The 19,478-nt window shown below is 58.4% G+C and carries 20 protein-coding genes and 3 tRNA genes; 10 read left to right on the top strand and 13 right to left on the bottom strand.

All coding sequences use genetic code 11. The features are described 5' to 3' along the window. Positions 1–24 precede the first annotated feature (24 nt). From sufC to ACMGF7_RS21055, 5 genes are all read left to right on the top strand, one after another. On the top strand, positions 25–771 hold the full coding sequence (gene sufC / locus ACMGF7_RS21075; protein ID WP_015377718.1) for a Fe-S cluster assembly ATPase SufC: 747 nt from the start codon (positions 25–27) through the stop codon (positions 769–771). Continuing rightward, positions 746–2,032 (top strand): Fe-S cluster assembly protein SufD, encoded by a 1,287-nt coding sequence (gene sufD / locus ACMGF7_RS21070; RefSeq protein ID WP_164095034.1) that lies wholly within the window; start codon positions 746–748, stop codon positions 2,030–2,032. Before sufC ends, sufD begins: the two co-directional genes overlap by 26 nt. Beyond that, entirely contained in the window at positions 2,029–3,255 is a 1,227-nt protein-coding gene (gene sufS / locus ACMGF7_RS21065; RefSeq protein ID WP_420286627.1) for a cysteine desulfurase SufS, read from the top strand. The genes sufD and sufS overlap by 4 nt, the downstream gene beginning before the upstream one ends. Before the next feature lie 36 nt (positions 3,256–3,291). Next, on the top strand, positions 3,292–3,708 hold the full coding sequence (sufE, locus tag ACMGF7_RS21060) for a cysteine desulfuration protein SufE (protein ID WP_004931358.1): 417 nt from the start codon (positions 3,292–3,294) through the stop codon (positions 3,706–3,708). 296 nt (positions 3,709–4,004) lie between these two features. Continuing rightward, the gene (locus ACMGF7_RS21055; RefSeq protein WP_164095035.1) at positions 4,005–5,018 is read left to right on the top strand and encodes a L,D-transpeptidase family protein; all 1,014 of its coding nucleotides are present in this window, start codon (positions 4,005–4,007) and stop codon (positions 5,016–5,018) included. Between the two features lie 141 nt (positions 5,019–5,159). Here the strand turns inward: ACMGF7_RS21055 and ACMGF7_RS21050 are convergent, their stop codons facing one another. From ACMGF7_RS21050 to ACMGF7_RS21020, 7 genes are all read right to left on the bottom strand, one after another. Beyond that, on the bottom strand, positions 5,160–5,396 hold the full coding sequence (locus tag ACMGF7_RS21050) for a major outer membrane lipoprotein (RefSeq protein ID WP_004931354.1): 237 nt from the start codon (positions 5,394–5,396) through the stop codon (positions 5,160–5,162). Positions 5,397–5,704: 308 nt separating this feature from the next. Beyond that, the gene (pykF, locus tag ACMGF7_RS21045) at positions 5,705–7,117 is read right to left on the bottom strand and encodes a pyruvate kinase PykF (RefSeq protein ID WP_004931353.1); all 1,413 of its coding nucleotides are present in this window, start codon (positions 7,115–7,117) and stop codon (positions 5,705–5,707) included. A 393-nt stretch (positions 7,118–7,510) separates the two neighbouring features. Further along, entirely contained in the window at positions 7,511–7,816 is a 306-nt protein-coding gene (locus tag ACMGF7_RS21040; RefSeq protein ID WP_049239968.1) for a cupin, read from the bottom strand. Between the two features lie 119 nt (positions 7,817–7,935). Then, a tRNA-Val gene (locus tag ACMGF7_RS21035) sits at positions 7,936–8,012 on the bottom strand. A gap of 20 nt (positions 8,013–8,032) precedes the next feature. Continuing rightward, positions 8,033–8,109, bottom strand: a tRNA-Val gene (locus ACMGF7_RS21030). 20 nt (positions 8,110–8,129) lie between these two features. After that, positions 8,130–8,206: transfer RNA gene (locus ACMGF7_RS21025), tRNA-Val, on the bottom strand. Between the two features lie 182 nt (positions 8,207–8,388). After that, a complete protein-coding gene (locus tag ACMGF7_RS21020) occupies positions 8,389–9,765 on the bottom strand; it encodes an MATE family efflux transporter (protein WP_049240188.1) in 1,377 nt (458 codons plus the stop codon). Positions 9,766–10,004: 239 nt separating this feature from the next. Between ACMGF7_RS21020 and ACMGF7_RS21015 the strand changes: the two genes are divergently transcribed. Both ACMGF7_RS21015 and ACMGF7_RS21010 read left to right on the top strand, forming a co-directional pair. Next, positions 10,005–10,655 (top strand): riboflavin synthase, encoded by a 651-nt coding sequence (locus tag ACMGF7_RS21015; RefSeq protein WP_004931347.1) that lies wholly within the window; start codon positions 10,005–10,007, stop codon positions 10,653–10,655. 54 nt (positions 10,656–10,709) lie between these two features. Continuing rightward, entirely contained in the window at positions 10,710–11,003 is a 294-nt protein-coding gene (locus ACMGF7_RS21010) for an I78 family peptidase inhibitor (protein WP_004931344.1), read from the top strand. 74 nt (positions 11,004–11,077) lie between these two features. Here the strand turns inward: ACMGF7_RS21010 and cfa are convergent, their stop codons facing one another. Continuing rightward, positions 11,078–12,229 (bottom strand): cyclopropane fatty acyl phospholipid synthase, encoded by a 1,152-nt coding sequence (cfa, locus tag ACMGF7_RS21005; RefSeq protein ID WP_004931341.1) that lies wholly within the window; start codon positions 12,227–12,229, stop codon positions 11,078–11,080. A 344-nt stretch (positions 12,230–12,573) separates the two neighbouring features. Continuing rightward, the gene (punC, locus tag ACMGF7_RS21000; protein WP_049240187.1) at positions 12,574–13,785 is read right to left on the bottom strand and encodes a purine nucleoside transporter PunC; all 1,212 of its coding nucleotides are present in this window, start codon (positions 13,783–13,785) and stop codon (positions 12,574–12,576) included. Positions 13,786–13,908: 123 nt separating this feature from the next. Between punC and punR the strand changes: the two genes are divergently transcribed. Continuing rightward, the gene (gene punR / locus ACMGF7_RS20995; RefSeq protein WP_049240186.1) at positions 13,909–14,853 is read left to right on the top strand and encodes a DNA-binding transcriptional activator PunR; all 945 of its coding nucleotides are present in this window, start codon (positions 13,909–13,911) and stop codon (positions 14,851–14,853) included. On the opposite strand, the gene purR is transcribed toward punR, so the two are convergent. After that, a complete protein-coding gene (purR, locus tag ACMGF7_RS20990; protein ID WP_004931336.1) occupies positions 14,850–15,875 on the bottom strand; it encodes an HTH-type transcriptional repressor PurR in 1,026 nt (341 codons plus the stop codon). The two genes, punR and purR, sit on opposite strands and share 4 nt — an antisense overlap. Before the next feature lie 324 nt (positions 15,876–16,199). Between purR and ACMGF7_RS20985 the strand changes: the two genes are divergently transcribed. Then, the gene (locus ACMGF7_RS20985) at positions 16,200–16,289 is read left to right on the top strand and encodes a YnhF family membrane protein (protein WP_004931335.1); all 90 of its coding nucleotides are present in this window, start codon (positions 16,200–16,202) and stop codon (positions 16,287–16,289) included. A 64-nt stretch (positions 16,290–16,353) separates the two neighbouring features. Here ACMGF7_RS20985 and sodB read toward each other — a convergent pair whose 3' ends face one another. Beyond that, positions 16,354–16,932 carry a superoxide dismutase [Fe] gene (sodB, locus tag ACMGF7_RS20980; RefSeq protein ID WP_021505464.1) on the bottom strand — a complete coding sequence of 193 codons (579 nt, stop codon included), beginning with the start codon at positions 16,930–16,932 and terminating at the stop codon, positions 16,354–16,356. A gap of 199 nt (positions 16,933–17,131) precedes the next feature. After that, entirely contained in the window at positions 17,132–17,950 is an 819-nt protein-coding gene (locus ACMGF7_RS20975) for a C40 family peptidase (protein WP_004931330.1), read from the bottom strand. A 416-nt stretch (positions 17,951–18,366) separates the two neighbouring features. Between ACMGF7_RS20975 and ACMGF7_RS20970 the strand changes: the two genes are divergently transcribed. After that, complete coding sequence (locus tag ACMGF7_RS20970; RefSeq protein ID WP_004931329.1) at positions 18,367–18,714, top strand: Grx4 family monothiol glutaredoxin; 348 nt, start codon at positions 18,367–18,369, stop codon at positions 18,712–18,714. Positions 18,715–18,782: 68 nt separating this feature from the next. Here ACMGF7_RS20970 and rnt read toward each other — a convergent pair whose 3' ends face one another. Next, positions 18,783–19,466, bottom strand: a complete 684-nt coding sequence (gene rnt / locus ACMGF7_RS20965) for a ribonuclease T (RefSeq protein WP_016927925.1) — start codon at positions 19,464–19,466, stop codon at positions 18,783–18,785. Positions 19,467–19,478 lie beyond the last annotated feature (12 nt).

Raw genomic sequence — 19,478 nt, 5'->3', positions numbered from 1 at the left:
GTCGGCGCTATCTGAGGACACAGCATGTTAAGCATCAAGAATTTGAAAGTCAGCGTGGAAGGCAACGAGATCCTCAAGGGATTGGATCTGGAGATCAAACCGGGCGAAGTGCACGCCATCATGGGGCCGAACGGCTCGGGCAAGAGCACGCTGTCCGCCACGCTGGCCGGGCGTGAAGAGTACGAAGTGACCGAAGGGGAAGTCACCTTCAAGGGCAAGGATCTGCTGGAGCTGGATCCGGAAGATCGCGCGGGCGAGGGCGTGTTCCTGGCCTTCCAATACCCGGTGGAGATCCCCGGCGTCAGCAACCACTTCTTCCTGCAGACGTCGGTCAACGCGGTGCGCAAATACCGCGACCAGGAGCCGCTGGATCGCTTTGACTTCGCCGATTTCATCGAAGAGAAAATCGCGCTGCTGGACATGCCGGCCGATCTGCTGACCCGTTCGGTCAACGTCGGCTTCTCCGGCGGCGAGAAAAAACGCAACGACATTCTGCAGATGGCGGCGCTGGAGCCGGATCTGTGCATTCTCGATGAAACCGATTCGGGCCTGGACATCGATGCGCTCAAAATCGTCGCCAACGGCGTCAACTCGCTGCGGGACGGCAAGCGCGCCTTTATCATCGTCACCCACTATCAGCGCATTCTGGACTACATCCAGCCGGATTACGTACACGTGCTGTCCCAGGGGCGCATCGTCAAATCCGGCGATTTCTCGCTGGTGAAACAGTTGGAGGAGCAGGGCTATGGCTGGCTTACCGACCAACAGTAATTCAAACGCGCTGCAGCAGCTGTATCGCCTGTTCGAAGGGCGCGGCGGCGAGCGTTCGCCGCATGCGCTGGCGCACTGGCAGCAGGCGCTGCGCCTCGGCTGGCCGACGCGCAAACATGAAAACTGGAAATACACGCCGCTGGAGAGCCTGCTGGAGCAGCAATTCCTCGAGCCGCAGCCCGCCCCGGTGAGCGCAGAGCAGCTCGATGCGCTGGCGCTCGGCATCGATGCCTGTCGGCTGGTGTTTATCGACGGCCGCTACAGCGCCGCGCTGAGCGATGGCGACCTGGGCGACTACCAGTTCGAGTTGACCGCCTATGGCACGCCGCAGGCGTTGCCGGAGCCGATCCAGCCGGAGATTTTTCTGCACCTGACCGAAAGCCTGGCGCAGGAAACCAGCCTGATTCGCTTGCCGGCCGGCAAGATCCCTGCACGCCCGCTGTATCTGCTGCACATCAGCAGCGGACGCGGCGCCGCCGGGGAAGTGAACACCGTGCATCACCGCCATCATCTGGAGATCGGGCGCGGGGCTGAGGCGGAAGTGATCGAGCACTACGTCAGCCTGGGCGAGGCCGCACACTTTACCGGCGCGCGCCTGACCGCCAATGTGGCGGACAACGCCGGGCTGCTGCACTGCAAGCTGGCGTTTGAGAGCCAGCCAAGCTACCACTTTGCCCACAACGATCTGGTTATCGGCCGCGACGCGCGGGTGAAAAGCGACAGCTTCCTGCTGGGCGCCGGCCTGACGCGGCACAACACCAGCGCGCAGTTGAACGGCGAAGGCGCGAATCTGATGATCAACAGCCTGGTGCTGCCGGTGGGCAAAGAGATTTGCGACACCCGCACCTATCTGGAGCACAACAAGGGCTATTGCGAAAGCCGCCAGCTGCATAAAACCGTGGTCAGCGATCGCGGCAAGGCGGTGTTCAACGGCATGATCAAAGTGGCCAAACACGCCATCAAAACCGACGGCCAGATGACCAACCATAACCTGCTGTTGGGCAAGGTGGCGGAAGTGGATACCAAGCCGCAGCTGGAGATCTACGCAGACGACGTCAAGTGCAGCCACGGCGCCACCGTGGGGCGCATCGATGAAGAGCAGCTGTTCTATCTGCAGTCGCGCGGCATCGACAAGCACGCGGCGCAGCAGATGATCATCTTCGCCTTCGCCGCCGAGCTGACCGAAGGCATCGCCAACGACACCATCCGGGAACGGGTGCTGGCGCGCATCGCCCAGCGCCTGCCGGGGGAGGCTGCATGAGTTATCCGATTGAACGCGTGCGCGGCGATTTCCCGCTGTTGGCGCGTGAGGTGAACGGCCAACCGCTGGCCTATCTCGACAGCGCCGCCAGCGCGCAGAAACCGCAGGCGGTGATCGACCGCGAGCTGGATTTCTACCGCCACGGGTATGCGGCGGTGCATCGCGGTATCCACACCCTGAGCGCCGAGGCGACTCAGCAGATGGAAGCGGTGCGGGAACAGGCGGCGCGCTTTATCAATGCCGCCTCGGCGGAAGAGATGGTGTTCGTCAAGGGCACCACCGAAGGCATCAATCTGGTGGCCAACAGCTTTGGCCGCCACCTGCTGCAGCCGGGCGATGCGATTCTCATCACCGAGATGGAGCACCACGCCAACATCGTGCCGTGGCAGATGCTGGCGCAGGAGCGCGGGTTGCAGCTGCGGGTGTGGCCGCTGCAGCCGGACGGTACGCTGGATCTGGCGCGGTTGCCGGAACTGGTCGACGCGTCCTGTAAACTGCTGGCGCTGACCGAGGTCTCCAACGTGCTGGGCACCGTTAACCCGGTGCGTGAGATCATCGCCCGCGCCAGAACCCTGTCACCGGATCTGACGGTGCTGGTGGACGGCGCGCAGGCGGTGATGCACCAGCGCGTCGATGTCCAGGCGCTGGACTGCGATTTCTACGTGTTTTCCGGCCATAAGCTGTATGGCCCTTCCGGCATCGGCATGCTGTATGGCCGCCAGGCGTTGTTGCAGCAGATGCCGCCGTGGGAAGGGGGCGGCTCGATGATCCGGCAGGTCAGCCTGACGGCGGGCACCACCTTCGCCGATCCGCCGTGGCGCTTCGAGGCCGGTTCGTCGAACACCGCCGGCATCATGGGGCTGGGCGCGGCGTTTGATTACGTCGAAGCCTTGAGCCTGAATGCGATCCACGATTATGAACAGTCGCTGATGCATTACGCGCTCGAGGCGCTCAAGCAGGTGCCGACGCTGAAAATCTATGGTCCGGCGCATCGCGCCGGGGTGATCGCCTTCAATCTGGGAGAGCACCACGCCTATGACGTCGGCAGCTTCCTCGACCAGTACGGTATCGCCATTCGCACCGGCCATCACTGCGCGATGCCCCTGATGGCGTTTTATCAGGTGCCGAGCATGTGCCGTGCTTCGCTGGCGTTATATAATACCCGCGAAGAGGTGGACCGGCTGGTGGCCGGGCTGCAACGCATTCATCAGTTATTAGGTTAGGCCGGGGCGCGTCCCCGGCGGTACAAAAGGATCCCCATGGCGAATTTGCCGGACAAAGATAAATTGGTGCGTAATTTCTCCCGCTGTCTGAACTGGGAGGAGAAATACCTGTACGTGATTGAACTCGGCGCTAAATTGCCGCCGCTGGACGAGGCGGAGCGGCAGGCCGGCAACCTGATCTCCGGCTGTCAGAGCCAGGTGTGGATCGTGATGCGCCGCGATGAGCAGGGGCAGGTCGAGTTTCACGGCGACAGCGACGCGGCGATCGTCAAAGGGTTGCTGGCGGTGGTGTTCATTCTTTATCGCCAATTGACGCCGCAGCAGATCGTCGATCTCGATGTGCGGCCGTTTTTCACCGAGCTGGCGCTCAGCCAACATCTGACGCCTTCGCGCTCGCAGGGGCTGGAGGCGATGATCCGCGCCATTCGCAGTAAAGCGGCGCAGCTGGCCTGATCCATAACGCCTTCATCCTCAAGACTCATTGATACCTGTGCTTTGTCAATGAGTCTTTACAATTCACGATTTTCCTCCGGGCAACGCGCCCAATTCAGTGATATTTCAGCAGCTTAACTGTTGACGTTTCGTTGACAATCAATGACGGCGATTACGTTATAACGTGTTGATTTTTAGAGGACTTATTGCCTTTGATACCAGCGTTGCTAGTATTAATCAGGTATTGTCTGATTTACCCACCACCTGGCGCTCGTTAGCCTTGTGGGCGAACCGTCATAAAAAATATAGGGATGATAATGAAACGTGCGTTGAGTTTAATGGGCATGGTCTTCGCCACCGTATTGGCCGGCACGCAGGCCGCCAGTGCGACCGAGTACCCGCTGCCGCCGCCGGACAGCCGTCTGATCGGCGAAAACACCACTTATACCGTGCCAAACGACGGCCGCCCGCTGGAAGCCATCGCCGCTGACTACAAGATCGGCCTGCTGGGCATGCTGGAAGCCAACCCCGGCACGGATCCGTTCCTGCCCAAGCCGGGTACGGTGCTGACTATTCCGACCCAAATGCTGCTGCCTGACACCAAGCGTGAAGGGATCATCGTCAACCTGGCCGAGCTGCGCCTTTATTACTACCCGAAAGGCGAGAACAAAGTGATCGTCTATCCGATCGGCATCGGCCAGACCGGGATGCACACGCCGCTGGAGGTGACCTCCATCAGCCAGAAGATCCCTAACCCGACCTGGACGCCCACCGCCAACATCCGCAAGCGCTATCAATCCCAGGGCGTGACGCTGCCTGCGGTGGTGCCGGCCGGCCCTGAGAACCCGATGGGGCTGTTCGCCCTGCGTCTGGCGATGGGGCGCGGTGAATACCTGATCCACGGCACCAACGCCAACTTCGGCATCGGCATGCGCGTCAGCTCCGGCTGCATTCGTCTGCGTCCGACGGATATCGAGGCGCTGTTCAACATGGTGCCGCGCGGCACGCGAGTGCAGGTGATCAACGATCCGGTGAAGGTTTCGGTCGAGCCGGACGGCAAACGCTATGTTGAAGTGCACCAGCCGCTGTCGCGGGTGGAAAGCGACGATCCGCAGACCATGCCGATCGCGTTGTCTAAAGCGGAGAAAGCCTTTGCGGCCGATGGTCAGACCGATCGCGCCGTGTTCGATAGCGCGGTTGTACGCCGTTCTGGCATGCCGGTGCTGGTCAACGTAGGGGAGAGTCCGTCGGCGGTGAGTTTGACGCCTGCAGCGGCTCCTGCGGCGAATAAGAGCCCATTCAAGGCAGCGCCAATCAGTTCGGTGAACTAAGTTTGCAGGATTGAGCGGTCGAAGAGGGGTTCAGCGTGCTGAACCTCTTTTTTTTGCTTGCGGTGCAGGAAACACCTAGGCTGACGAACAGACAAAAAAAACGGCGCACAATGTGCGCCGTTTTCAATAACCAAAGCTATCTTACTTTTTGTAAGCGTGAGCTTGGTTGTCCAGACGCTGGTTAGCGCGTGCTGCGTCGTCTTTAGCAGCTTGAACGTCAGAACGCATTGCGTTCACGTCGTTGCTCAGCTGATCAACTTTAGCGTTCAGAGTCTGAACGTCAGAAGACAGTTGATCGATTTTAGCGTTGCTAGAGCAGCCAGCCAGCAGAGTGGAACCCAGGATTACCGCGCCCAGTACCAGTTTAGTACGATTCATTATAACACCCTCTAGATTGAGTTAATCTCCATGTAGCGTTACAAGTATTACACAAACTTTTTTCGAAAGAGAATAATTTTTTAGTGTTGAGGTGCTTTATTTTGATCGTTCGCTCAAACTTGCATCTGGTTTTACAAATTAGTTAAAAAAACGAGGGAAAACAGCCGGCTTCCATGGGACTACTCCGATTCTTTATTAGCTAAATAATGAGCGGATCGCGGTTGCGTTTTGAGTAAAATAGTTTACTGCTGATAAAAAAAACGCCGCAAAGCGGCGTTTTGAGCAAGACAATTATGTCACGTTTTATATTACAGCACGTGCACCGAGGCCGTGTTGGTGGTGCCGCTCGGCACCAGCGCGCCGGAGACCATCACCACGACGTCGCCTTTCTGCGCCAGGCCGCTGGCCAGGGCGGCTTCTTTACCGATGCGGTAGAAGTCGTCGGTGGAGGCGATTTCCTTGACCATCTGCGGGATGACGCCCTTGCTCAGCACCAGCTGATGCGCGGTAGTCTCATTGGTGGTCAGCGCCAGGATCACCGCGTTCGGGAAGTATTTACGCACGGATTTTGCCGACTTGCCGCCGCTGGTGGCGACCACGATCAGCGGCGCGTCCAGTTTCTCGGCGGTTTCAACCGCGCCGCGGCACACCGCTTCGGTGATGCGCAGCTTGCGACGATCGTTCAGGGTGTCGATACGGCTTGGCATCACGCGATCGGTACGCTCGCAGATGGTCGCCATGATGTTGACCGCTTCCAGCGGGTATTTGCCCTTGGCGCTCTCGCCGGACAGCATGACGGCATCGGTGCCGTCCAGGATGGCGTTGGCAACGTCGCCGGCTTCCGCGCGGGTAGGGCGCGGGTTTTTGATCATGGAATCGAGCATCTGGGTGGCGGTGATGACCACTTTACGCGCGCGGTTGCATTTCTCGATCATCATCTTCTGGGCGAAGATCACTTCTTCTACCGGGATCTCGACGCCCAGATCGCCACGGGCAACCATGATGCCGTCGGACGCTTCGAGGATTTCGTCGAAGTTGTTCAGGCCTTCCTGGTTTTCAATCTTGGAGATGATCTGGATCTGCTCGCCGCCGTGGGCTTTCAGGTGCTCGCGGATCTCCAGCACGTCGGAGCGTTTACGGATGAAGGACGCCGCCACGAAGTCGACGCCTTGCTCGCAGCCGAAGATCAGGTCGCGTTTGTCTTTCTCGGCCAGCGCAGGCAGCTGGATGGACACGCCCGGCAGGTTAACGCCTTTGTTCTCGCCCAGGTCGCCGTTGTTCAGCACCTTACAGATGACTTCGTTCTCGGTCACGTTGGTGACTTCCATGCCGATCAGGCCGTCGTCAACCAGCACGGTGTTGCCGATCTTCAGGTCGGCGGCGAAGCCGGCGTAGGTGACCGCCACGCGCTCGCTGTTGCCGATCACGCTCTGGTCAGTGGTGAAGGTGAAGGTTTGGCCGGCGACCAGCGAGGCGTCTTTGCCGCCTTCCAGTTTCATGGTGCGAATTTCCGGGCCTTTGGTATCCAGCAGGATGCCGGCGTTGATACCGGTTTTCGCCATCACGGCGCGCATGTTCTTGATGCGGTTGCCGTGCTCTTCATAGTCGCCGTGAGAGAAGTTGAGACGCATCACGTTCATGCCCGCATTGAGCAGGTTGGTCAGCATTTCTTCCGATTCGGTTTTTGGACCGATGGTACAAACAATTTTGGTCTTTTTCATGGCGGAGTTTTCTACAAGTTGTGATGGATAAAAAAACGAATTTGACCGGCGCGGTTTACGCCGGTAGGGAATTTGGGCCGTGCCTGGTGGTGAAAAACATAGTTAAGGATAGGTGACGACAGTTGAAGTGGGGCGGAAAAATTCAGCCCGCGCGGGGGCGCGGGGATGCTGCGCAACGGGGTAAGATCACATCGTGTTGTTATTGCGTTTTCGCAGATCAAGGGCTGAAACCATTCAACTGATAGACGTTGCGCATTATAAAGGCTAAGCGGCGGGAAACAAAATAAAAAACCGCGGCGGTGCGGCGGATAGAGCAAAACGGGGGTAAATGTGGCGCAAATGCAACGCGTTGCGGGCAGCTTGTTGCGCAAATAACCTTTCTGTAAATGCGGTTTAACGCGTTTGGGGAATTTCCAGCAGCGTGCCGGCGCTCAGGCAGAAGCAGCCGCTGGCGACGTTGGCCGGCAGGGTAAGGCTCTCGCCGGCACGTACTATCCGGGTGTTGCCGCCGAGGGTGAACTCGAATTCGCCGGATATCACCCGGGTTTGCAGCGCGTGCGCGGGCTTTTGCAGCTGGCCGAAGGCGCCGGCCTCGAAACGCACTTCCGCCGCCGGCGAACCGTCGCTCATCACGCCTTCACGGCGGGCAAGGCCATTGTCGAGCGGCAAAAAGGCGGTTTTGGCGGTGAAGGTGGTCATGTGGCGTTCCTGATGGCTGATGGCGGTAGTTCGGCGCAATCGACATGAAAAATCGAACGGTCGGGCAGAGACGATACAACGGGAAGTATAACGTGACAGGGAGAGATGAATCAGCAATATGGTGCGTCCGAGTGGACTCGAACCACCGACCCCCACCATGTCAAGGTGGTGCTCTAACCAACTGAGCTACGGACGCACTGCGCTGCTTCTGAAATTTGGTGCGTCCGAGTGGACTCGAACCACCGACCCCCACCATGTCAAGGTGGTGCTCTAACCAACTGAGCTACGGACGCACTGTACTGCTTCAGGAATTTGGTGCGTCCGAGTGGACTCGAACCACCGACCCCCACCATGTCAAGGTGGTGCTCTAACCAACTGAGCTACGGACGCATCTTTTCCTGTCTGTCATGGCTGACAGCGGGGACGAATATTAACGAGCTACCCGCGCGCTGGCAAGGGGAAAAGCGCAATTTTATTCGGTATTTCACGCGATTGCTGAGGTTGTGCGCAGTCCGGCGTTTTTTTCCGCAAACCGCAGCCCGGCCGGGGAGGAAACCGGCCGGGCTGCGGGTTCAGCGTGTGGATCGCTGCAGGATGACGGTGGTCGGCTGTTTCTGTAGCCAGCGCATGCGCAGCGCCATCATGATGGCGGCGAAGGTCAGTCCGATGATAAAGCCGATCCAGAAACCGCTTGGCCCCATCGCCGGCACCAGCGCATCGGTTAACGCCAGCAGATAGCCGCTCGGCAGGCCCAACACCCAATAAGCGATAAAGGTGATGAAGAAGATCGCGCGGGTATCTTTATAACCGCGCAGCACGCCGCTGCCGATCACCTGGACCGAATCCGAGATCTGGTACAGCGCCGCCAGCAGCATCAACTGTGAGGCCATCGCCACCACCGCCGGGCTGTCGTTGTACAGCAGGGCGATCGGTTCGCGGAAAGTGGCGGTAAACAGCGCGGTGCAGACGGCCATGGTTATGCCGACGCCGATGGCGGAGTAAGCGGCGACGCGCGCGCCTTCGACCGAACCTTCCCCCAGACGATAACCGACGCGGATGGTGGCGCCGACGCCCAGCGACAGCGGCAGCACGAACATCAGCGCGCTGAAGTTAAGCGCGATCTGGTGGCCGGCGACCGCGACGATCCCCAGCGGCGAAACCAGCAGCGCCACCACCGCGAACAGCGTGACCTCGAAGAACAGCGCCAGCGCCACCGGCATGCCGATGCCGATCAGGCGCCTTAGCGCCGCCCAGTCCGGGCCGCCGAGATCGCCGGCCTGGCGTTTGATGTCGCGCTGCGACGGCGCGCGCTTCACGTACCAGCGCATCATCAGGAACATGATCCAGTAGACGCTGCCGGTGGCGACGCCGCAGCCGACGCCGCCGAGTTCCGGCATGCCGAACTTGCCGTAGATAAAGATGTAGTTGATCGGGATATTCACCAGCAGGCCGAGGAAGCCGATCACCATGCCGGGTTTGGTTTTGGACAGCCCCTCGCACTGGTTGCGCATCACCTGGAAGAACAGGTAACCCGGCGCCCCCCACATGATGGCGTGCAGATAGCCGACGGCTTTATCCGCCAACTGCGGATCGATGTTGTGCATCATGTCGATGACGAACTTGCAGTTATACAGCACGACGATCAGCAGCACAGAGACGCCGGAGGCCAGCCAGAAGCCCTGACGCACCTGATGGGCGATGCGATCGCGACGGCCGGCGCCGTTGAGCTGGGCGATAACCGGGGTCAGCGCCAGCAGCAGGCCGTGGCCGAACAAAATGGCCGGCAACCAGATCGAGGTGCCGACCGCCACCGCCGCCATGTCGGTGGCGCTGTAAGCGCCGGCCATGATGGTATCCACCACGCCCATGGCGGTTTGTGATATTTGCGCGATGATGACCGGGATAGCGAGAGCCAATAAACTACGCGCTTCAATTAAGTACTTCTGCACGCATACACCTTTTCTATTTATATATGTGGGAGGGAGGGCTGCCGCGAGAGGACAACAATTAAAATAGCGGAATTTTGTCAAAAAGATTGTACCTGCTCGGCGTCGTTAAGCAAACGCCGCAGATAAATAGTTATTAAATGCGCAGCCATTCTTTTTTTGCCGTCGCGGATTTGGTTTTCAGCGCCAACTGGGGCAAACTGCCGGTAGCGTTTTAACCTATTTAGCAAGAAGAGGCACATATGTTCACCGGTATCGTACAAGGCACCGCGCCGCTGGTCGCCATTGATGAGAAACCCAATTTCCGCACCCACGTGATCGAAATGCCAGCCGAGCTGCTGCCGGGGCTGGAGCTGGGCGCGTCGGTGGCCCATAACGGCTGCTGCCTGACCGTCACCGCGGTGGAAGGCAACCGCGTCAGCTTCGATTTGATCAAAGAAACGTTGCGCCTGACCAACCTCGGCGATCTGGCGCTGGGCGACATCGTCAATATCGAGCGCGCGGCGAAGTTCAATGACGAAATTGGCGGCCATTTGATGTCCGGCCATATTATCTGCACGGCGGAAGTGGCCAAGATTTATACCTCGGAAAATAACCGCCAGGTATGGCTGCGCATGCCGGATGCGGAATTGATGAAATATGTGCTGCACAAAGGTTTCATCGGCATCGACGGCATTAGCCTGACCATCGGCGAAGTGGTGAATAACCGTTTCTGCGTGCACCTGATCCCGGAAACGCTGGATCGCACTACGCTGGGTAAAAAACGCCTCGGCGACAAGGTGAACATCGAGATCGATCCGCAAACGCAGGCGGTGGTGGACACCGTCGAGCGCGTGCTGGCCAATCGGGAAGCGACGTTGGCCGCGGCGATGGCGCCGGCGCACAAAGACTGACAGCGATTTTGGCGTGACCGCCGGCATCGAATCATAAGCAGAGAGGAGAAACGCGTGAAGTTTTATGGGAAAACGTTGTTGTTAACCGCGTTGCTGGCGCTGAGCGCTTGCAGCAGTTCGCCTGAGCAGGGCGCGGGCGCGCAAATGGCCGATGCGGACGATACCTGCGGCGCTTCGCAGTATCAAAATTTTGTCGGCAAACCGATGACCTCGCTGGAAGGCGTGCGGATCGACGGCAAGGTGCGAGCCATTCCGTACAACTCTGCCGTCACCATGGATTTCAACCTGCGCCGTCTGAACTTCCTTGGCGACAGCGACGATAAAATTATTCGCGTTTATTGCGGTTAACCCGCAGGGTTCGAAAGAGCAAAAAAAAAAGCCCCGGCGAAGATGTTGCCGGGGCTTTTTTATCGGGAAAGCGTTCAGCGGGCGACGCGAATGCCGCCTTCAACGCCTTTCGGGCTGAACACCACCTGCCATAGCTGTAGATCGCGCGCCCGGAACGCGCCGGCGCAGGCGTTCAGGTAATAGCTGAACATCCGTTCGAAGCGTTCGGAATAGCGCTCGGCGAGCTGCGGCCACGCCTGTTTGAAGCGCTCGAACCAGGCCATCAGCGTGCGATCGTAGTCGGCGCCGATGTTGTGCCAGTCTTCCATCACGAAATGGCCTTCGCTGGCCTCGGCGATATGTCTCACGGAGGGCAGGCAACCGTTCGGGAAGATATATTTGTTGATCCAGGGATCGACGTTCATGTCGGTCTTGTTGGAGCCGATGGTGTGCAGCAGGAACAGGCCGTGCGGCGCCAGATTGCGCTCCACCACGTCGAAATAGGTGCGGTAGTTTTTCGGCCCGACGTGCTCGAACATGCCGACCGAGACAATGCGATCGAACTGCTGGTGCAGATCGCGGTAATCCTGCAACAGGATCTGCACATCCAGCCCGGCGCAGCGCGCCTGAGCCAGCTTCTGCTGTTCGGCGGAAATGGTCACGCCGACCACCGACACGCCGTAATTTTTCGCCGCATAGGCGGAAAGACCGCCCCAGCCGCAGCCGATGTCCAGCAAACGCATGCCCGGCTGCAGCTGCAGTTTCTCGCAGATCATCCGCAGCTTGGCTTCCTGCGCTTCCTCCAGCGTGGTGGCGTCTTTCCAGTAGCCGCAGGAATACTGCATGTAAGGATCGAGCATCAGGGTAAACAGATCGTTGCCGAGATCGTAATGCTCTTTGCCGACGATCCAGGCGCGCTTTTTCGATTGCAGATTGGTCAGGCGCGCGGCGGCGATACGCAGGGTATCTTTCAGGTGGTGGGGGAGTTTCTTCTCCAGCCCGGCGCTGACCACGCGCTGGAAGAACATATCCAGCCGCTCGCACTCCCACCAACCGTCCATATAGCTTTCGCCCAGGCCCAGTGACCCTTGCTGCAAAACGCGTTTAAAGAATTCGGGATTTTTAACCTGAATATCGAAAGGGCGCGATCCGTTGATTTCGATACCGGCCAGACCGAGCATTTCGTGCGCGATACGGTACCACTGGTTATCCTGGATGCTCAGATCTTCTATACACGATGAACTCATAGCTTCTCCATCACCTTCTTCTGACTGATGACCCGTTAGGAAACAGCTTAGACAATTTCTGCGGGTGCATACCTATACCAACGGGAAATAAGCCCGCGGCGTCTGATATCCGACTATGAACAGAGGAAATTTAAAGAAACGGCCCGACGCAAACGGCGCAGGATAAACGCCCCTTTAAAAAAAGAGTGTGACGCAAGGCGCGTACACAATAGCTGATTGAGATATAGAGATTATAAGGTGTTACTTTGCAAGGTTGTTTTTGAGTATAGGCGTGCCGAGGCGTTGACTCAACTGTAAATCGCACTCGGCACGCATATTCTTTAAGTGATTATTAATCTTGGCAATTATGACGCTGAGTTAGCATGTTCCCGCTGTGCCTTTTGCTGCGCATCGGCCGCTTTTCCCCGCTGCAGGAAATAACCCAGCGCGGCCAGGACTACCGTAGATACCATCACCGTCACCGTCGCCAACAGCGGCTGGGCAATAAACGCCGACACCAGCATGCTTGCCACAAAACACAGCCCCAATTGCAGCGTATTTTGCAGCGCGGCGGCTTTGCCGCTGCTTTCCGGGAACGGCATCAGCGCATTCGCCACCATGATCGGGTAGCCGGCGCCGTTGACCAGCGCCATCACGCAGAACGGGATCAGCAGTGTGGTGAGCGTCGGATTGGTCAGGGTCGCCACCAGATACAGCGCCACCATGCTGACACCATAAGCTACCAGCAGCCACGGCAGCAGAGTTTTGCCATTGATGCGCTTGAGCGCGGCGCGGCAGCCGTAGCCGCCCAGCAGGAAGGCCAGCGTTTGCGGCACATAGCTCAGACCGATGTCGCTCGGGCTATAGCCCATATCGCCGAGGATGAACGGCGAACCGGTCAGCCAGGCGAAGAAACCGGCCGAGCAGGCGGCGTACATAGCGACGTTGCCGCTGAACACCGGAGATTTCAACAGTTGCCAGAAGCTGACGCCGTTTTTCGGCGCGACGGCGGCGGGGTGCGTTTTGGCGCGCTCTTTGAGCAGCAGCGTCGGCAGCAGCAGCAGCGCGGTGATCACCAACAGCGCGGCGAAGATCGCACGCCAGCTGGCGTGGTTCAGCAGCCAGGCGCCAAGCAGCGGCGCCAGCGCCGGTGACAGCGCCACCAGCGGCATGATGGTGGCGAACACGCGGTTGGCCTGGCCTTCGCGATAGCGGTCGACCACCAGCGCTTGCCAGATGGCGGTGGCGGAACAGACGCCGACGGCCTGAATAAAGCGCAGTATCCAGAGCTGCACGGCATTTTCTACCCACAGCATGCCCAGGCAGCCGAGCGCGAACAGCGTCAGGCCGATCAATAATACCGGTTTGCGGCCCAGCCGGTCGGAGAGCGGCCCCCACAGCAGTTGCGCGAAGGCGAAGCCGGCCAGGAAGATGCTCAGGCTGGCGCTGACCGCGCCGGCGGAAATTTGCAGTTCCTCCCGCATGGCGCCGAAGGCGGGCAGGTACATATCGGTCGCCAGATAACCCAACATGCTCAGGCCGGCGAGGTAGAACATAAAGCCAAAAGAATTTCGCATGGTATTTCTCGTTAATATTTTAGTGTCGCAGGTTTTTAGCGCCGGCCAGTGTATCCGGCTGGATCTCTGCTTGTGAAACGGTAATATTTGCAAAGTGCTGTTAAAAAAATTGAAGGCAAAGCGATGTGGTCTGAATATTCTCTTGAAGTTGTTGACGCGGTGGCGCGCACCGGCAGTTTCAGCGCGGCGGCGCAGGAGCTGCACCGGGTACCGTCGGCGGTGAGCTATACCGTGCGGCAACTGGAACAATGGCTGGCGGTGCCGCTGTTTGAGCGGCGTCACCGTGATGTGGAGTTGACGCCGGCCGGCGCGCTGTTTATCAAGGATGCGCGAGTTGTTATCAAAAAAATGCTCGACACCCGTCGCCACTGTCAGCAGGTGGCCAACGGGTGGCGCGGCCAGCTGAATATCGCAGTCGACATCATCGTCAAACCCCAGCGCAGCCGCCAGCTGGTGCTGGATTTCTACCGCCATTTCCCCGATGTTGAACTGATGCTGCAACCCGAAGTGTTCAACGGCGTTTGGGATGCGTTGGTGGACGGCAGGGCGGACATGGCGATCGGCGCCACGCGCGCGGTGCCGGTCGGCGGCGGCTTCGCTTTCCGCGACATGGGGGATATGAACTGGCTGTGCGTAGTCAGCCCACAGCATCCGCTGGCGCAACTGGCGGGGCCGCTGCACGACGATCAACTGCGGCCGTACCCCTCGCTCTGCCTGGAGGACACCTCGCGCAATTTGCCCAAGCGCGTCACCTGGACGCTGGATAACCAGCGGCGGCTGGTGGTGCCGGACTGGACATCGGCGCTCGACTGTCTGTGCGCCGGGCTGTGCGTCGGCATGATGCCGGCGCATCGGGCGCTGCCGCTGGTGCAGCGCGGTGAGCTGAAGGCGTTGCAGCTGCAGCAGCCGTTTCCCGCCAGCCCTTGCTGCCTGACCTGGCAGCAGGATAAACCGTCGCCGGCGATGAGTTGGCTGCTGGCGTATCTGGGCGATGGGGAGACGCTGAATCAGGAGTGGCTGAGCGAGGCGGCGCCGGAAGCCGTGCAGGCTTCCGGCTCAGGGGATTAGCGGCGGTAGTCGATGAACGGACCGTCGGCGACCGAACGGCGTTCCACCAGCTTCGGATGCACTTCGATCACCTGCGATTCTTCGCGCTTGCTGATGATGCGATCCAGCAGCATGGTGAAGGCCATTTCTCCCAGGCGCTCTTTAGGCTGGTGAATGGTGGTCAGTGCCGGGGTGAAGTAGCGTGCGTTGCGCACGTTGTCATAGCCGATCACGGAAATATCCTGCGGCACTCGCAGCCCCAGCTCGTCAGCGGCGCAGATGGCGCCCATCGCCATGATGTCGCCGCCGCAAAATACCGCGGTCGGCCGCTGTTTTTGCGACAGGATTTGGTGCATCGCCTTGTAGCCGGACTCCGGCTCGAAGTCACCCTGGACGATCCACTCTTCGCGAATGTCGATATGCGCTTCCTGCAGCGCCTTCATAAAGCCCTGATGACGGCCGCCGCCGGTGTTGCGCGACAGCTGGCCCGGGATGGCGCCGATATCGCGGTGACCGCGCTCGATCAGGTAACGGCCGGCCAGATAGCCGCCTTCGAACGCGTTATCGATGATGGTGTCGGTGAAGTCGCCGCGCGCGGCGCCCCAGTCCATCACTACCATCGGGATATTACGGTAGTCCTCCAGCATGCCCAGCAGTTGATCCGGGTATTCGGAACACATGACCAGCAGGCCGTCGACGCGCTTTTGCGCCAGCATCGCCAGGTAGGCGCGCTGCTTGTCCAGATTGTTATGCGAGTTGCACAGGATCAGGGTGTAACCTTTGCTGTAGCAGCTGTTTTCCACCGCCTCGATCACTTCGGCAAAATAGGGCGCTTCGCTCGAGGTGGCCAGCAGGCCGATAGACTTGGTGTGATTGACTTTCAGGCTGCGCGCCACGGCGCTCGGCGAGTAGTGCAGCTCTTTGATCGCGGCCCACACGGCCGCTTTGGTCTCTTCGGCGACGAAACGAGTCTTATTGATGACGTGCGAAACGGTGGTGGTGGAAACGCCCGCGCGTTTGGCCACATCTTTAATCGTTGCCATGTAAGGAATGACTCCTGAACTCACATGTTTACAGCATGTAAGTGTGATGTTAATCGTTTGCCTACGTAGATCCTTCTCCAGAGAAGCGAAAACTGAGTTTTTAGTGTGTTGAAGTCTTCAGCGCTTAATCAGGAGGGGCATGGATGCCGGTACGCAGTTGTGAACTGCGAATTTTGTCGCATATTGAACAAAAGTGGAAGAGGTAATCGAGATTATAAACCGGGAAATGATAACAAGATTTTATCGGCGAACTGTGGGAAAATGATTTGACGTACTAATTGTGCGCCTTTTATCCTTAGGAAAGCCCATTTTAAAGGAGTTGTCATGGATACCGATCTGAAGATGTCTCTGTTCACTACCGTCGGCGCGTTGGCGATGATCATCGCTTTCAGCTTTGTCGCCGCGTTGAACTGATCTCCCGCCGGTTTTAAAAAAGGCGCAGCCTGGCTGCGCCTCGTCACTTCGGCAAGGCCTGCGCTTACGCCAGGTTTTCCGCCGCAAATTTCCAGTTGACCAACGCCCAGAAGTTTTCCAGGTATTTTGGACGCGCATTGCGGTAATCGATGTAATACGCGTGTTCCCACACGTCAACGGTCAGCAGCGGTTTATCTTCACCGGTCAGCGGAGTTGCCGCGTTGGAGGTGTTGACGATCGCCAGCGCACCGTCCGGTTTTTTCACCAGCCAGGTCCAGCCGGCGCCGAAGTTTTTCACGGCGGCATCGGTGAACTGCTCTTTGAACGCAGCGAAAGAGCCGAAGGATTTGACGATCGCCGCCGCCAGTTCGCCCTGCGGTTCACCGCCGCCCTGTGGCGACAGGCAGTGCCAGTAGAAGGTGTGGTTCCACACCTGCGCGGCGTTGTTGAACACACCGCCGTTGGAGGTCTTGATGATCTCTTCGAGCGATTTGCCCTCGAACTCGCTGCCTTTCACCAGGTTGTTCAGGTTAACCACGTAGGTATTGTGGTGTTTGCCGTAGTGGTATTCCAGGGTCTCGGCGGAGATGTGCGGCTCGAGCGCGTTTTTCTCATACGGTAATGCAGGTAATTCAAACGACATTGCTTCCTCCTTTACAGCGCCACTTTCTTCCCGCCCAGGCGGGAGCCAGATGGGCCGTTTTTTATTGTGGTCATTCAATCTTAACAATTTTCATCATAAAAAACAGGAGGAAAAGCGAGAAATGCGCGTGGGGAAGTGCGATGGGTGATAGCTTGAGCAGGCGGTTGCGACCGGGGCCGCAACCGCGCAGAACAGGGAATTAACGGATGGTTTTCGGCGTCACTACGCGGCGTGCGCCGATGTAATGATTTTGCCAATAGTCGTTGTCGAGCTGGCTGATGCGGATCTCTTCGCCGGTGCGCGGCGACTGGATGAATTTGCCGTTGCCGAGATAGACGCCGACATGGTCCGCCACGCCGCGGTTGTTGATGCGGAAGAACACCAAATCGCCGCTTTCCAGTTCGCTTTTCTTGATCGGCGCCGCGTCGCGCAGGTGATACATTTCGTTGGCGGTGCGCGGCATCTTGATTTTCACCACGTCCTTATAGGCGTAATAGATAAGGCCGCTGCAGTCGAAGCCGGTGCGCGGCGAGCTGCCGCCCCAGCGGTAAGGCTTGCCCATCTGATCCATCAGCTTGGCCATCGCGGTCTGTTTGGCATGCTGGTAACGTTTTTTGTGCGCCGGGCTGAGTTTTAACGGCTTTTCTTCACGCGCCAGTTTGGCGGTGGCCATACCGGCGTCGCGGTGGCGGCCATAGCCTTTTTTATAGCCCTTTTTCGGAGGGGTGACTTTAATCTTGGCGGTTTTCTGCGCTTTGGCCTTGGGTTTGGCGCTGACGATCTTTTTCGCGCTTTTCTCGCTTTTGGCCTTGGCGGTCTTGGTTTTTTTCTCGGGGGCCGTCACTTTGGCTTTTTTGGCGGCTTTATCCGCTTTCTTTTTTCTGCGGTCATCGGGCCGCGCTTCATTAGCATGGCTTTTACGCTGCTCGGCGGCAACGCGCGCCTGTGGCGCAGCGTGCGCCAAATTGAAGAAGAGCTGCGTAAACAGCAGCGCAAAGAGCGTAAGAATTAAACGCATGTCGACGTCACCAACCTTGGCCCCGAAACGGATATCGAAAGAGTTACAGTATTCCCGAACTTCACCATATAAAACAGCGAAGAACTCATAAATAATAATCCATATTGTGAGAAAACGTTAATGACATTTTTTTTGGTTTAAAATCAGCCTGTTGATGTATAAAAAAGCGCCAGGCGACGGTGGCGGATATAATTAAGCCGCGCCGGCATCGCGGCGCAATATATTAGTGAAATGGTCGGATTAAAAATGTTATTCTCAACGTATGTTTTGACCGGAATGACGTGGCCGGTGAAACGCGATCGGCGGCGGGCGAATATCCTTGCAAAAGATGGCGTTTTCTTGCGACTGTTCCAGCCGCTACAATAGCCCGCGTGATGCATGTTGTAGCCATGAAATGTGGCTTGAGGAAGCAATAAATGACGACGACACTTGAAAAAATTCAGCACCAGATCGCTGAAAACCCGATTCTGCTTTACATGAAAGGTTCGCCAAAGCTGCCGAGCTGCGGCTTTTCCGCGCAGGCTGTGCAAGCGCTGTCCGCCTGCGGCGAGCGTTTCGCCTATGTGGACATTTTGCAGAACCCGGATATCCGCGCCGAGCTGCCAAAATACGCCAACTGGCCGACGTTCCCACAGCTGTGGGTAGATGGTGAGCTGGTCGGCGGTTGCGATATCATCATCGAGATGTATCAGCGCGGCGAACTGCAGCAACTGATCAAAGAAACGGCAGAAAAGTACAAAGCGCAGGAAGACCAGCAGTCTTAATCGACGGGCTTGCGATTATCGCGTAACGGGCGGCGCCAGTGCAAACTGGGCCGCCTTTTTTGTTGGTTTTATTCGGCGAGATCGCCGGCGGGCAGCGGCCAGCCGCCGAGACGTTTCCAGCGGTTAACCAGCTCGCAAAACAGCAGGGCGGTTTGCTCGGTGTCGTACAGCGCGGAGTGTGCCTGGCTGCTGTCGAACGGCATGCCGGCGGCGATGCAGGCTTTGGCCAGCACCGTTTGCCCCAGCACCAGGCCGCTCAGTGCGGCGGTGTCGAAGGTGGCGAACGGATGGAACGGGTTGCGCTTCAGGCCGGCGCGTTCGGCCGCGGCCATCAAAAAGCTGTGATCGAAGTTGGCGTTGTGCGCCACGATAATGGCGCGATTGCAACCGCGATCCTTGAGCCCTTTGCGCACCGCTTTGAAAATGGCGTGCAGCGCGTCATATTCGCTGACCGCGCCGCGCAGCGGATTGTGCGGATCGATGCCGTTAAACGCCAGCGCTTCCGGCTGCAGGTTGGCGCCCTCGAAAGGCTCCACGTGGAAGTGCAGGGTTTCGTCCCGCTGCAGCCAGCCGTCCTCATCCATTTTCAGCGTGACGGCGGCGATCTCCAGCAACGCATCGGTATTGGCGTTGAAGCCGGCGGTTTCAACATCTATTACTACGGGATAAAACCCACGAAAACGACCACTCAGGGCGTTAAGATCACTTTTCTCGGCCATCAGTTTCTTATCTTCATCGAATGCAGCGCGCATTATGGCAAATTT

It is taken from the genome of Serratia sp. BNK-17 (genome assembly GCF_048684935.1).
In the GTDB taxonomy this organism is placed as follows: Bacteria; Pseudomonadota; Gammaproteobacteria; order Enterobacterales; family Enterobacteriaceae; genus Serratia; species Serratia nematodiphila.
Note: the sequence above shows the minus strand (reverse complement) of the source record. Positions and strands in the feature narration are given on the sequence as shown.

Excerpts from the sequence above, each read along its gene's own strand:
- cfa (WP_004931341.1), bottom strand. The coding sequence starts at position 12,229 with ATGAGTTCATCGTGTATAGAAGATCTGAGCATCCAGGATAACCAGTGG.
- rnt (WP_016927925.1), bottom strand. The coding sequence starts at position 19,466 with ATGCGCGCTGCATTCGATGAAGATAAGAAACTGATGGCCGAGAAAAGT.
- pykF (WP_004931353.1), bottom strand. The coding sequence starts at position 7,117 with ATGAAAAAGACCAAAATTGTTTGTACCATCGGTCCAAAAACCGAATCG.
- ACMGF7_RS20975 (WP_004931330.1), bottom strand. The coding sequence starts at position 17,950 with ATGCGTTTAATTCTTACGCTCTTTGCGCTGCTGTTTACGCAGCTCTTC.
- punC (WP_049240187.1), bottom strand. The coding sequence starts at position 13,785 with ATGCGAAATTCTTTTGGCTTTATGTTCTACCTCGCCGGCCTGAGCATG.
- ACMGF7_RS21050 (WP_004931354.1), bottom strand. The coding sequence starts at position 5,396 with ATGAATCGTACTAAACTGGTACTGGGCGCGGTAATCCTGGGTTCCACT.
- sufS (WP_420286627.1), top strand. The coding sequence starts at position 2,029 with ATGAGTTATCCGATTGAACGCGTGCGCGGCGATTTCCCGCTGTTGGCG.
- purR (WP_004931336.1), bottom strand. The coding sequence starts at position 15,875 with ATGGCAACGATTAAAGATGTGGCCAAACGCGCGGGCGTTTCCACCACC.
- ACMGF7_RS21055 (WP_164095035.1), top strand. The coding sequence starts at position 4,005 with ATGAAACGTGCGTTGAGTTTAATGGGCATGGTCTTCGCCACCGTATTG.
- ACMGF7_RS21040 (WP_049239968.1), bottom strand. The coding sequence starts at position 7,816 with ATGACCACCTTCACCGCCAAAACCGCCTTTTTGCCGCTCGACAATGGC.
- sufE (WP_004931358.1), top strand. The coding sequence starts at position 3,292 with ATGGCGAATTTGCCGGACAAAGATAAATTGGTGCGTAATTTCTCCCGC.
- ACMGF7_RS20970 (WP_004931329.1), top strand. The coding sequence starts at position 18,367 with ATGACGACGACACTTGAAAAAATTCAGCACCAGATCGCTGAAAACCCG.
- sodB (WP_021505464.1), bottom strand. The coding sequence starts at position 16,932 with ATGTCGTTTGAATTACCTGCATTACCGTATGAGAAAAACGCGCTCGAG.
- punR (WP_049240186.1), top strand. The coding sequence starts at position 13,909 with ATGTGGTCTGAATATTCTCTTGAAGTTGTTGACGCGGTGGCGCGCACC.
- sufC (WP_015377718.1), top strand. The coding sequence starts at position 25 with ATGTTAAGCATCAAGAATTTGAAAGTCAGCGTGGAAGGCAACGAGATC.
- ACMGF7_RS21015 (WP_004931347.1), top strand. The coding sequence starts at position 10,005 with ATGTTCACCGGTATCGTACAAGGCACCGCGCCGCTGGTCGCCATTGAT.
- ACMGF7_RS20985 (WP_004931335.1), top strand. The coding sequence starts at position 16,200 with ATGGATACCGATCTGAAGATGTCTCTGTTCACTACCGTCGGCGCGTTG.
- sufD (WP_164095034.1), top strand. The coding sequence starts at position 746 with ATGGCTGGCTTACCGACCAACAGTAATTCAAACGCGCTGCAGCAGCTG.